Source organism: Flavobacterium erciyesense, from assembly GCF_018069925.1.
Lineage (GTDB): Bacteria > Bacteroidota > Bacteroidia > Flavobacteriales > Flavobacteriaceae > Flavobacterium > Flavobacterium erciyesense.
The window spans coordinates 1-13,472 of sequence record NZ_JAGPXB010000001.1; the positions used below are offsets into that span (position 1 = coordinate 1).

At 36.0% G+C, this 13,472-nt stretch carries 11 protein-coding genes; 3 read left to right on the forward strand and 8 right to left on the reverse strand.

Annotation, left to right across the window (positions count from 1 at the left end; genetic code table 11):
* A partial coding sequence (locus KBJ98_RS00005) for an ATP-binding cassette domain-containing protein (protein ID WP_210788195.1) occupies nucleotides 1-179 on the reverse strand: 179 nt, incomplete at its 3' end.
* Nucleotides 180-264: 85 nt separating this feature from the next.
* Between KBJ98_RS00005 and KBJ98_RS00010 the strand changes: the two genes are divergently transcribed.
* Nucleotides 265-648 (forward strand): DUF983 domain-containing protein, encoded by a 384-nt coding sequence (locus tag KBJ98_RS00010; RefSeq protein WP_210787746.1) that lies wholly within the window; start codon nucleotides 265-267, stop codon nucleotides 646-648.
* Between the two features lie 4 nt (nucleotides 649-652).
* On the opposite strand, the gene KBJ98_RS00015 is transcribed toward KBJ98_RS00010, so the two are convergent.
* The 7 genes from KBJ98_RS00015 to topA form a co-directional block, all read right to left on the reverse strand.
* The gene (locus KBJ98_RS00015) at nucleotides 653-1,702 is read right to left on the reverse strand and encodes an NAD(P)/FAD-dependent oxidoreductase (RefSeq protein ID WP_210787747.1); all 1,050 of its coding nucleotides are present in this window, start codon (nucleotides 1,700-1,702) and stop codon (nucleotides 653-655) included.
* Between the two features lie 85 nt (nucleotides 1,703-1,787).
* Complete coding sequence (gene porN, locus KBJ98_RS00020; protein ID WP_210787748.1) at nucleotides 1,788-2,678, reverse strand: type IX secretion system ring subunit PorN/GldN; 891 nt, start codon at nucleotides 2,676-2,678, stop codon at nucleotides 1,788-1,790.
* Between the two features lie 47 nt (nucleotides 2,679-2,725).
* On the reverse strand, nucleotides 2,726-4,267 hold the full coding sequence (gene porM, locus KBJ98_RS00025; RefSeq protein WP_166133380.1) for a type IX secretion system motor protein PorM/GldM: 1,542 nt from the start codon (nucleotides 4,265-4,267) through the stop codon (nucleotides 2,726-2,728).
* A gap of 44 nt (nucleotides 4,268-4,311) precedes the next feature.
* Nucleotides 4,312-4,959 (reverse strand): type IX secretion system motor protein PorL/GldL, encoded by a 648-nt coding sequence (gene porL, locus KBJ98_RS00030; RefSeq protein WP_210787749.1) that lies wholly within the window; start codon nucleotides 4,957-4,959, stop codon nucleotides 4,312-4,314.
* A 36-nt stretch (nucleotides 4,960-4,995) separates the two neighbouring features.
* Entirely contained in the window at nucleotides 4,996-6,402 is a 1,407-nt protein-coding gene (gene porK / locus KBJ98_RS00035; protein WP_210787750.1) for a T9SS ring complex lipoprotein PorK/GldK, read from the reverse strand.
* Nucleotides 6,403-6,529: 127 nt separating this feature from the next.
* Nucleotides 6,530-7,681: a formimidoylglutamase gene (locus tag KBJ98_RS00040; RefSeq protein ID WP_210787751.1), complete on the reverse strand. Its 1,152-nt coding sequence runs from the start codon at nucleotides 7,679-7,681 to the stop codon at nucleotides 6,530-6,532.
* Between the two features lie 3 nt (nucleotides 7,682-7,684).
* Nucleotides 7,685-10,213, reverse strand: a complete 2,529-nt coding sequence (topA, locus tag KBJ98_RS00045; protein WP_210787752.1) for a type I DNA topoisomerase — start codon at nucleotides 10,211-10,213, stop codon at nucleotides 7,685-7,687.
* A 459-nt stretch (nucleotides 10,214-10,672) separates the two neighbouring features.
* Between topA and miaB the strand changes: the two genes are divergently transcribed.
* Nucleotides 10,673-12,118: a tRNA (N6-isopentenyl adenosine(37)-C2)-methylthiotransferase MiaB gene (gene miaB / locus KBJ98_RS00050; protein ID WP_210787753.1), complete on the forward strand. Its 1,446-nt coding sequence runs from the start codon at nucleotides 10,673-10,675 to the stop codon at nucleotides 12,116-12,118.
* Between the two features lie 82 nt (nucleotides 12,119-12,200).
* The gene (locus KBJ98_RS00055) at nucleotides 12,201-13,457 is read left to right on the forward strand and encodes a sigma-54 interaction domain-containing protein (protein WP_210787754.1); all 1,257 of its coding nucleotides are present in this window, start codon (nucleotides 12,201-12,203) and stop codon (nucleotides 13,455-13,457) included.
* The last annotated feature ends 15 nt before the right edge of the window (nucleotides 13,458-13,472 follow it).

A 13,472-nucleotide genomic window follows, 5' to 3' on the forward strand; every position in this document is an offset into this window, starting at 1 on the left:
TGAGATATCACACCCGAGTCTGGAGCAAAGTCACGTGCTAACATTTTCAACATGGTTGATTTTCCCGCACCATTTTTTCCAACTAATCCAACCCTATCTCCTGCACCGAGTCTAAAAGTAACTTCTTCAAACAAATAAGAGCCACCAAAAGAAACCGATAAATTATGTATATTAAGCATGTATTGTGATTTTATTCCTCTGTGATTTATTAAATTTGCCTATCTTCTGATAGGACTAAAATCAGGAAAATTAAATTTTTTGCAAATGTTAAAAAAAGGATCCAAATTATATAGCATTTTAACAGGAACTTGTCCTAAATGTCACAATGAGAGCATGTATTTACAAAAAAACCCTTGGCATTTAACCCAAGTTTTAAAAATGCATGACAATTGCAGTCATTGTGGATTGAGATATCAAATAGAGCCATCCTTCTTTTACGGGGCAATGTACGTAAGCTACGGACTCAATGTAGCTATAGGTATTGCAGCGTTTATTATTTCTTTTTTCTTCTTTAAATCAAACTTAAAAGAGGCATTTGCTGTTATTATCATTGCATTAACAGCACTATTTCCGTTTGTTTTACGATGGGCTCGAAACATTTATATCAATATGTTTGTTTCGTATGACCCTAACCAAAACAAAAAATAAACCCCTACTTTTTACGCTTTTCAAATCGCCAACAGTCAATACTTGGGTCTAAAGGAATTTCAAACTCAATAAAATCATACAAGGCCTTAGCCATTGCCGGACCTAGCATAACTCCTCTAGTTCCTAAACCATTTAAAACATGTAATTGCGGATACATTTGGTGCGTTCCAATTAATGGCCTTCTATCTCGAACGGTGGGTCTGATTCCTGCAAAATGAGATATTATTTTAAATTCACAGCTGATAATTTCATGTATTCGATCAATCAATTCTTGCTTGCCCTCCTCACTCGTATCATTGGTTTTATCTTTCCAGTTGTAAGTAGCTCCTACTTTAAAACGGTTTCGTCCGAGCGGCAATATAAATACGCTGGTATTAACTATTACATCGAGTTTTAAACCAGGCGCTTCAATTATAAATAATTCGCCTTTAGTTCCATCTAATGGAAGAGAGTTAAAATACGGATTAGCGTGCAAGCCATACCCTTCAGCAAAAATAACATGCTTGGCAATGATCCCCTTGTAACGCACTCCTCCTGTAATCAACTCCAAAGCGTCATACTCAAAATCATTTTCTATATATTGACCTGATCCAGAAAGGAAAGTCCTAAATTTCTGAAGCAACAAAGCGGTATCTACATAACCTGTATGTAAAACTTGACCGTAACCATAAGGAGAGTCAATGCCTTCAAACGTTTCATGAATTAATGTTGTCGATAAAAAAGGTGACAGATTTACCTTATCGGAAGCTGTAAACCAATTATTTTGCTCCTCAATAGAGAAAAATTTTCTTAAAATAGGCCTTTTAAAATCAAACTGAAAAGATAAACGTTTTTCAATTCTATTGTAAAAAGCTTTCATTTGCTCAAGTTGCTCCTTTGCATTCCAAACCTCACTGAACCGCTTTAAAATAACTGGATTGTACAAACCACCGGCTACTCTGGAAGAATTTTGCGAACTATTATCCACCACACAAATTGTCTTATTGTTTTCAAGTGCCCATTCTGCAAAAGAAAGTCCGCCCAAGCCGGCACCAACTATTAAATAATCAATCATAAAATATCAGTTTAAATATCACTAATAAACAAAAAAAACTCCTACCACAAGGGTAAGAGTTTTATCTATTATCATCTTACGGAAACTAGTAGTTCCACATATCCGATTCAAAATTTCTAATCTTATCTTTTACTCTTTCAGATTCTAACAGCTGATTTTGAGCATTGTCTTTCATATACTCTTCAATTGCACGATCTCCGTAAACGTTTTCTTCCTTATAAATCAAACTGTTAAATCGGCGCGAGTTTAAGATTTGATCAAACGAAACTGGCATAGCTGAATTTTTATCATTAAAAGCTTTTGCATTATGTAAAACTTCGCGCGCCGCTGGGAAAAACACCCAAAACAACTCGATATAATCTTTTTCATCACTGTTCATCGTATACACGTCAGGAGTAATAGGACAAATACCTAACAAACGATATTTCAACTCACTTTGACGTTTGTCAAAATACCAATACCCTTTGATTTTATACTGCGTCACATCCTGTGCAGATAAATCTTGTCTGACAATATACTCATCAGAAATTCTGTTACCAGCATTTAATTGCTCTCTACCAGCATCAGTTGTATCGACACGAGTTAAAGAACCCTGAATGTCTTGCAAAGATTTTTTGGTGTTGAAATAACTATCAGTATAAACTTCAGTGATTTCACCATTTTTCAAAGCCTTAGTCAAAACATCATACAAAGACCTTCTATCAGAACCAATATTCGCTGTATCAATCGGAAAGTATAACGCGAAATTTATCTTTTCACTTAAATCAATAATTTCCCATGTTGTTTTACCCATTAAAACATCACGATCATGTACATAACCGTATGCTAGTGGTTTATCGTTATCTGAATCCAACTGCGCAGCGGTTTTTAGTCCAATTTGGTCTGGAGTTTTTGCATTAAGCAAATTCGACTGCCCTACAGAACTAATGCTCCAAGAAAGAGAGACGATAGCGATAAAAAGATTTCTTACATTCATAATATTGTCCTAATAAAATATTGACTTTGGTTTATGCAACCGTTGTATTATTGTATTTCATAAATTACAGGTGCAGTTCTTGGCAACAAGTAGCTACCCGCTCCTTCTAATTTTGTTTTGATCTCAGAAATAGTAACCTGATCTCCACGTCCAGCTTTTGCCAAAACAGCTTTACATTGTGCGTTTAATTTGTTTCCTTGAACAACTACGGTAGGTTGACCAGTAACTTTTAAGTTAAAACCAACCACACTCAATCCTACTTCAAAGTCAAAATCAACAAGCTTAGCGCCAACAGTAGAAATTTCTAAACTTGATTTAGGGCCTTTAACAACTCCCATTTCTCCACGTATAGTACCAGTTGGACCAGGAATACCTTTGATTCTAAACACACGTTTATCAGAAGCTACTTTACCATCTGCCATTTTTCCAGAAACATTGATTACAACTTCGTTACCAGCTTGTGGGCTCATGTTGTACTTTCCGTTTCCTACTTTAGTCAGTCCTGGTGCAGAAGCATTAACGTTGTTATCAGCAATTCCTGCAAATGAGATAGAAATTGGGTTTACAACTCCTCTATAAACAACATTCATTTTGTCTGCTGAGATAGTCGCTGAATTTGGTCTAGGAACAACTACATACTTGCCTTGAAAAGGTAAAGGAATGTTCTTTCCATCTTCTAAGAAAGTAAATTTACCGTTGATTGATTGCTCACCAACACTTCCAGCAGTCATCGAAATTACAGCTTGTCCGTTAACTATTTTTCCAGGACCAGAAAAAGAAGTTGGTTTTGTGTTTTCGTCATAACGACCTAAAACTACTTTACCTGTAACTTGTTCTCCTTGAAAGTAAGCACTCTTGTCTAAAACAACAATCGCTTGATAGTTACTGTAAGACGCAGCCGCAACTGCCGCTTTTCCTAACAAAGTATTATAAACATCAGTTTCTACTTTTTTAACATCATTTTGCCAAGCCGATAACTTTGCTAACGATGCTACAGCTGGAAAGCCTTTAAAATGGTAATCTAAATATGCTATTGCTATTCCGTCTTTGTTTTTAACTGGAGCCAGATCAAATTTTGACTCTACTTCGCTTAAAATCGGGGCTAATTTTTTGTTTCCACCTAAAGCTGCCTTAACATCATTTTTGTACTGCTCAATAGTTTTAACAACTTCGTTACCTTTTGCAGAATATCCTGCAGGGCTGAACCAAGAATTATCTAAGTTGTCTCCTTTATCCATTTCTTCATAAGGTAATTTACCCGTATCAGGATTTGTTTCGGTACCTGTTAAAACTTCCGTTTTTAAACCTGCAATATAATCGTAGAAATTCTTAGTAAGTGTTTCTACTTTGTGCGCAGTTGCAGCAGCGTCTTTAAACTCTCCGCCTGCCTCTGCAGCTTTAGCATCTAAACTCAATAACATTTGAGCGTTAGATTGTTCTGCTGCTGTATTTGATCCTTCAAATTTTTCATTCATTAATCCAAAAGCAGATAACACTTCTTTGGACATGTTTAATGCCAACATAGCAATGAAAACCAAATACATAAGGTTAATCATCTTCTGTCTAGGGGTTAGTTTTCCTCCTGCCATATTTTCTAAATAATTAGTTTGTTGTTAATGTATCGCTTGACTAATTATCCTTTATTGTTCATAGCAGAAAGCATTCCACCGTATACACTATTTAAAGAAGATAAATTAGAAGTTAAAGACTGCATTTGCTCTTTCAATTTCAAATTGTTAGCTGCAACCTCTTCATTAATTTGTGCATTTTTTGAAGCACTTTCTAATTGTACTTTGTACAAGCTATTTAGAGACTCCATTTGAGTAGCCGCCAAACTTAACTCTTCACTATATTTTTTAGTAGAAGCAATTGAATCTACAGTAGGAGCAATTCCTTTTGCTGCTGATTCAAAATTTTTGATACTGTTTCCTAAACTTGCCATTAAAGCACCGTCAATTTTAGCATCTTTCAACATAGCATCTAATTTCTGAGACAATAAACCCTGAGTATCCGCTACTGGTTCTGCTTTTTTTGCAGCTGGTTTTGCCGTTCCACCTACTAACTCAGGGTAAACGTTTTCCCATTTGTATTCATCATCAACTGGTTCGAAAGCTGAAAGTGCGAAAATTGCAGCTTCAACAACTAGTCCAATTGTCAACATCAAGTTTCCTGTGATAGGACCAAATTCAATATGTGTGATTTTAAATAATGCTCCGATGATTACAACTGCCGCTCCCATACCGTAAGCGAAGTTCATTGCTTTTTTACCTAGTAATGCCATAATAATAGTTTTAAAATTTAATAGATTGGGTTTTTGTTATTTTTTCTTTTTTCCTGTTCCAGTTGTTTGAAGTCCCATGTAGTCTTGTACTGTTCTAAAACCAATATAACTTCTTGCTGAATCAGCGTATTCGTAATCCCTTGTGCTTACCTGTAGGAAATAAGCAACATCTTTCCAAGATCCGCCTCGTAATACTTTACGTTTGTTGGATGCATCTAATACGTTTGGGTTCATTGTAGATACATACTCATAAGCGTTTGGATCGTATGCTGAATCCGTCCATTCAGAAACGTTTCCAGCCATATTGTATAAATTATATCCGTTTGGTTCATATGATTTAGCTTCTACGGTATATAAAGCTTCGTCTGCAGCATAATCTCCACGGTTTGGTTTGAAATTAGCTAAGAAACATCCTCTATCATTTTTCGTGTAAGGACCTCCCCAAGGATATGTAGCTGATTCTAAACCTCCTCTAGCTGAATACTCCCACTCAGCCTCTGTAGGCAAACGGAATGAGTTGATTAAATCTTGCCCTTTTTTCTTTGATTTTATGTATGTGTTTTTGTTCAAAGTTCTCCATGCACAAAAAGCTTTTGCTTGCGTCCATGTAACACCTACTACAGGGTACTCTCCATAGGCTTTGTGCCAAAAGTAGTCGTTATGCATTGGTTCATTGTATGAATAAGCAAAATCTTTGATCCAAACGGTAGTATCTGGATAAACCTTAATTGTTTCTGTTTTGATGAAATCTTTTCTTCTACCAACTTTTGCTTTAGCTGCAGCTTGGATATCCATCCAAGAGTAACGGAACTTCAATTTATTTACATCTATAGTACGTAAACCATTATATGACTCTTCGATTGGCAAGTACATAGAATCCATCACCTCAGTGTAATATTCATCTGGATATAATTTGGTATCCTTAATTAATTTCACTTTTCTATTTAATTTTCTACCAGCGTACTGATCATCTTCTGTACCAATACTGTAATAGTTATCATACATGTACTTGTCATAAGCAGTCATTTTTGCTGGATCTGAATCATTGAATGCGAAATCACCAATGCTACCTGCATTTCTGCCTCTTCCGGTACTTGCAGTTGCTGTTTGACCATTCATATCAGCCATAATAGCTAAACGAACTCTCATCGTAGAATCTTTAACCCACTCTACAAACTGTCTATATTCTTTATTTGTGATTTCCGTTTCATCCATATAGAAAGAACGCACAGTAACAGTCTTGGTAGGCGCATCTTCAACATTTGCTAAATCAGCATCTGATTTACCCATTATAAAAGATCCTCCTGGTACCAAAGTCATCCCATAAGGTTTTTCAGGATGCCATTTCCCTCCATTAACACCAACTAATTCTCCTCTGTCGCTTGTTTTACCACAGCCAATTAAAAGGGCTATAATCGCTGTGAAAGCTATGAACTTCTTCATATAAATTTGGTTATCTAATCATTATTTTTAAGTGTGTAAACCTATTTATTATTTTTTACAAAAACAATTTTTTTGTAGCAAACAAACCATTTTTTATAAAAAAATCATAAATATGTCCTAAATCGATCTAAACGATGTTTTTTCTCTGTGCTTTCCACCACCTTTCGGGTAGTTCTTGGTTGCAAGCAAGTAGGTATTCATCGTAGGAACACGGTAATAACGTGTTTCTTTTTAATTTATTATTAACATTTGAAATAAATGGAATTTCTATCCACCAACGGTCCGTTTTATCACTTTTATAAAAAACAAGTTCCTCCTCTTCTAAAGGAACAATATATTTCAAATAATTGTCTTTGCTTCCAAACGGATATTCATGTGAACGGTAATGAAACCCCTCAATAAAATACCACACGACTTGAGCTACAAGCACGGCTTCGGCAGCAGTATTGTTATGATTGTAAATACCAAATGAAGATACTTTATCACTTATTCCTGCATACCTGCTTAATGCGCAAATTTCTTTACCATTAAAACCATTTGGCTGAAAACGAATTGTATTTCCAGAATCAGAAGATTTTACAGAATTCAGGTCAATGCTAACCATATCAGCATCTCTAAAAACTGGTTCTGCAATTGCAATATTATTCGAAACCTCACCTAATCGGTAGGCGTCAAAATACAATTTTTCGATCAAATCAATTTCTTCTTGCGAGTTGAAATAAGTTTGATATCCGATGTTGCAATAATTAAACAAATTATTAGGTTCCTCTACAATCATTTTGGTGAGGTATGAAGTAGCTGAAAGATCTTCTTCATCTGTCCCGAAATCAAATTTTGCATCAACGGCGACCAAATTTACCATTTGCTCTAAAGTATCATAGGCACGATACAAAGAATAGGTAATGTCCTGAGAGCCGCCAAGAACAATAGGTATTATTCTTTTTTTAATTAATTCGGCAGCAATTTGCTTCACCGCAAAATAAGTATCTGAAACATTACTTCCTGCAGGAATATCTCCCAAATCAGCGATAGAAGCGTCCCAATTTCCTGGAAACAAACTATAAAACTGCTCCCTAATTGAATTGACATCTACCTCAGAAATAGCATTACGATCGCCTCGATTATCCAAAACACCAAAAATGGCAATTTGAACTTGATCTAAATCCGGAAATTGATCTGCTGTATGTAAAACAACCTTACTCCCTAATTGCTGCGCCTTAAGATTACCTATAAAATCAAGAACATCTGAATCTATGGGTTTCAAAAAATCAAATTCCATTTTCTATTTTTTTGCTACTGGCTTTTTTACCGCTGTTTTTTTTGCTGTTGCTTTTTTGGTAGGCGCTTTTTTCGCCGCTACTTTTTTGGCTGGAGTTTTCTTTGCGATCATCTCCTGTACTTCGGCCAAAGTCAATTTTGAAGCATCAACATCCTTACTTAATTCAATTTTTATCTTTCCTTTAGTAATAACAGAGCGTCCCCATCTTGCTTTTTCAACCAAAATTCCTTCCTCTTCCCAGTTGTGAAGTACTTTATCAATATTTTTTTGCAACTTATCTTCAATCAATGCTTCAATATCGTTTTGAGATAAATTATCAAAATCATATTTTTTACTCACATTGATAAAAAGGCCATTCCATTTGATAAAAGCACCAAATCTACCCACACCTCTTTGAACACCTTCGCCTTTATAAACTGCAATTGGCGCATCAGCAAGGGCTTTTTCATCAATTAATTCTTTGGCACGTTCAAAATCAACATCCAGTGGATTTTCGCCTTTTGGCAAAGATACGAAAGCTGCACCATGACGAATATAAGGACCGTAACGGCCATTGCTTACCTCTACTTCTTCATCTTTATAAACCCCTAGGTTTTTTGGTAACAAAAACAAGTTTAAAGTTTCTTCCAGCGTGATGTTACCGATATTTTGGTCGTTCATCAAGCTTGCGAACTTCTTATCTTCATCATCAGCAGCGCCAATTTGAGCCATTGGGCCAAATTTACCCAAACGCACCGAAACTGGTTTGCCTGTTTTAGGATCAATTCCTAGAATACGTTCACCACTTTCGCGTTCTGCATTTGCTTCTACATCCTTCACCGTTGGATGAAATTGATCGTAAAACTCTTGCATCATTTTCGTCCAAACGATATTTCCTTCGGCTATTTCATCAAAATCTTGCTCAACTTTGGCAGTAAAATTATAATCTAGAATGTTTCCAAAATTCTTAACCAAGAAATCGGTAACGATGGTTCCAATATCCGTTGGTACTAATTTTCCTTTATCAGAGCCTGTATTTTCTTTTAGTACTTTTTCAGCAAGCGCGCCTGCTTGCAAAGTAAGTTGCGTGTACTTTCTTTCTTGCCCGTCAAGATTTCCTTTTTCAACATAATTTCTGTTGATAATTGTAGAAATTGTTGGTGCATAAGTAGATGGTCTACCGATACCAAGCTCCTCTAATTTTTTCACCAACGAAGCTTCTGTAAAACGAGCTGGAGGTCGAGAGTAACGCTCAGTAGCGGTAATATAATTATTCTGCAACTTTTCGTTTACTTTCATTGCTGGCAACATGCCTTCTTGCTCTTCTTCGTCATCATCATGGCCTTCTAAATAAACCTTTAGAAATCCTTCAAAAAGCAACACCTCTCCAGAAGCTGTGAATACTTCATCGTGATTATTAGCTTCAATTTTTACATTGGTACGTTCTAATTGTGCGTCACTCATTTGTGAAGCAAGTGTACGTTTCCAGATTAAATCGTACAAACGGGCTTGATCGCGATCAATATCTACCGTGTGACGTGACATATCTGTAGGTCGAATCGCCTCGTGAGCTTCCTGAGCGCCTTTACTTTTATTGGTAAAAGTTCTAGGTTTTGAGAACTCTTTACCGTAGGATTTGATAATTTCAGCCTGAGCTGCTTCCATCGCCTCTTTTGATAAATTAACACTATCCGTTCTCATGTAAGTGATCAATCCCGCTTCATACAAACGTTGCGCAAGCTGCATAGTAATACCTACTGGTAAATACAATTTTCTAGCTGCTTCTTGTTGTAAAGTTGAAGTGGTAAAAGGACCTGTAGGTGACTTTTTAGTAGGTTTTGTTTCTAACTCCCCTACTTTATATTGTGAACCTACGTTATTTTTTAAAAAAGCTTCTGCTTCTTGTTTGGTATTAAAATTTTTAGGCAACTTAGCTTTGAATGCTTTTCCGGCTTCGTTTGTAAATTCAGCTACAACTGAATAAGTTGCTACTGCATTAAAGTTTTGAATGTCGCGCTCGCGTTCAACAATTAATCGAACCGAAACCGATTGCACACGACCAGCAGATAAACCGCCTTTAATTTTTCTCCATAAAACAGGCGATAATTCGTAACCAACCAATCGGTCAAGTACACGTCTAGCTTGTTGTGCATTTACTAAATTATAGTCAATTTCACGTGGATTGTCAATCGCTTTTAAAATGGCCGTTTTTGTAATCTCATGAAAAACAATACGTTTGGTTTTTTTGATATCCAAATTTAGCTCTTCGGCCAAGTGCCAAGAAATAGCCTCACCCTCGCGATCCTCATCGCTCGCTAGCCATACCATTTCTGCTTTTTTAGCCAAACCTTTTAACTTGGTAACCAATGCTTTTTTATCTGCAGAAACCTCATACTTTGGTTTAAAACCTTGCTCCACATCTACTCCTATTTCTCGTGAAGGCAAATCGGCGATATGTCCATAACTGGACTCTACCTGATAATCACTTCCAAGAAATTTTTCGATTGTTTTTGCCTTTGCAGGAGACTCTACGATAACTAAATTCTTTGCCATTGCTCTATTTTTCTGGGACAAAAGTAGAAGTTTTTTTTATATATCGGGCTTTTGCCGATTTTTAAAATAGAATAATACCTACTTGATTTGATTATTTGTAGCTAAACCCCTTGTTTTATATCTCTCGAAAAACACTTCGAAAATAAATAAATTCCGCCTCTTGTTTTACGAAAATAAGTCTTTTGAGGTTCATTTTAAATAATAACAATTGTTGTCGCTCTTTCAAAAAACTGACTCTATTCATAAAAATAATCAGAAACCAAATTTTAGTAATGGCATAAAATAGAATTTCTTATTTCGCAGTACAAAGTAAAAAGTAGAGCAAAATCCAAACTTTTTCGACAACTTCAGTTAGCTCAAGAGTATTCCATTGTAAAATGCAAAACATTGTTAATTTGTAGGCTGACATCTTGTCATATTTACTCAAATTATTCTATCTTTGTCCTTTGAAAAAATGGAATGGAAAAGATAATTGAAGAAAGCAAACAAGGCGAAAGTCTCGTTTTAGAAAATAAACCCGAAAACACTAAAAAACTATTTATCGAGAGTTACGGCTGCGCTATGAACTTTTCAGATAGCGAAATTGTAGCTTCTATTTTATCCGGAAATGGATACAATACTACCCAAGTTTTGGAGGAAGCCGATTTAGTTTTAGTAAATACATGTTCAATTCGCGACAAAGCAGAACAAACCATCCGAAAAAGATTGGAAAAGTATAATGCCGTAAAACGCATTAATCCAAAAATGAAAGTAGGGGTTTTAGGTTGTATGGCGGAGCGTTTGAAAGAAAAATTTTTAGACGAAGAGAAAATCGTTGACATGGTAGTTGGTCCAGATGCCTACAAAGATTTACCTAATTTATTGGCCGAAGTTGAAGAAGGTCGTGATGCCATCAATGTAATTTTATCAAAGGATGAAACTTATGGTGATATCTCGCCTGTTCGTTTAATGACTAATGGTATTACAGCACTAGTTTCTATTACTCGAGGATGTGATAATATGTGTACTTTTTGCGTAGTTCCGTTTACACGCGGACGCGAACGCAGCCGTGAACCACAAAGTATCTTGAGTGAAATTCAAGATTTATGGAACAACGGTTACAAAGAAATCACATTATTAGGTCAAAATGTTGACAGTTATTTGTGGTATGGTGGCGGCTTGAAAAAAGATTTTGTAAATGCTAGCGTAATGCAAAAAGCTACTGCAATCGACTTTGATCAATTGCTTGAAATGGTTGCCGTTGCTTTTCCTAAAATGCGCATTCGATTTTCAACCTCAAATCCGCAAGATATGCATGAAAGTATTTTACAAGTGATAGCTAAATACCCAAATATTTGCAAGCACATTCACTTACCGGTACAATCAGGAAGTAATCGCATTCTTAAAGAAATGAATCGTTTGCATACGCGTGAGGAATACATGACTTTGATTGATAAAATCAGAACTGTAATTCCAACCTGCGCCATTTCGCAAGATATGATTGCAGGTTTCCCAACAGAGACAGAACAAGACCATATAGATACATTGGCGTTAATGGACTATGTGAAGTATAATTTTGGCTATATGTACTCGTACTCTGAACGTCCGGGAACACTTGCAGGTAGAAAAATGGAAGATGATGTACCCGAAGAGACAAAAGCACGTAGACTGCAAGAAATTGTAGACTTACAGCAAAAACACGCTTGGTTTCGTTCAGAAGAATTTATCGGTCAAACTGTAGAAGTTTTGGTAGAAAAAGTTTCTAAAAAATCAACTCAAGAATTCTCAGGTAGAAACTCACAAAGCATTACAGTTGTTTTCCCAAAAGAAAACTATAAAATTGGAGATTTTGTAAATGTAAAAATTACAAGTTGCACAAGCGGAACTTTAAAAGGGGAAGCAGTTGGATATTCTGAAATGAATTAGAAAAGTTAGTTTCAGGTTTCAGGTTTAAAGTTCACTCGATAACTTGAGACCTGAAACAAAAAAAACTTTAAACAAAAATCAAATGGAATCAGTTCAAAATATAAAACAGCGCTTTGAGATTATCGGGAATGATCCCAAGCTCAATCGCGCCATAGAAAAAGCCATTCAGGTTGCTCCTACTGACATAACTGTATTGGTTGCCGGCGAAAGCGGGGTTGGAAAAGAAAATATGCCTCGTATTATTCATTCCCTATCCCATAGAAAACACGGCAAATATATTGCTGTAAACTGCGGAGCTATTCCAGAAGGAACTATTGATAGCGAATTATTTGGTCACGAAAAAGGGGCTTTTACAGGTGCTACAAGCACACGTGAAGGTTATTTTGAAGTAGCTGATGGCGGAACTATATTTCTTGACGAAGTGGGCGAATTGCCTCTTACCACCCAAGTACGCTTATTGCGTGTACTAGAAAATGGCGAGTTTATCAAAGTAGGATCGTCACAAGTCCAAAAAACTGATGTGCGCATTGTGGCTGCCACCAATGTGAATTTGTTTGACGCCATCGAGAAAGGAAACTTTAGAGAAGATTTATACTATCGTTTGAGTACCGTAGACATTACTTTACCGCCCTTACGCGAGCGCAAGGACGATATTCATTTGTTATTCAGAAAGTTTGTTGCTGATTTTGCACACAAATACAAAATGCCTCCGTTGAAACTAGATGAAAATGCGGTGCTGTTACTGCAAAAATTTAGATGGAGCGGTAACATTAGGCAATTGCGTAACGTAGCGGAACAAATTTCAGTTCTAGAAACCAACCGTGATATTTCTGCTGCAACTTTGCAATCGTATTTACCCGAGCAAGGAAGTAATTTGCCATCTGTAATTAAGGATAAAAAAAGTGAAAACGACTTTTCGACCGAAAGGGAAATTTTGTACAAAGTACTTTTTGATATGAAAAGTGATTTGAATGATCTCAAAAAACTTACCCTTGAACTAATTCAAAACGGAAGTACCAAAGTCCAAGAAACGAATCAACATTTGATCAAGAAAATCTACGGAACAAAAGATAGCGACAACGAAATAGATTTTGAAGAAGAACCAAGAACCGGTTTAATCACTACGCCTTCTGCCGAAGAATTATATCAAGAAAACGATGACAATTATCTATTTGCAGAAACAGTCGAAGAAGAAGAAACATTACGCTTGGAGCAAAAGGAAATTGAAATGATAAAAAAGTCGCTAGAAAAAAATAAAGGAAAACGAAAAGCTGCTGCTGATGAATTAGGAATTTCGGAGCGCACTTTGTATCGAAAAATTAAGCAATTTGATTTGTAAAAAACAGATTAAATT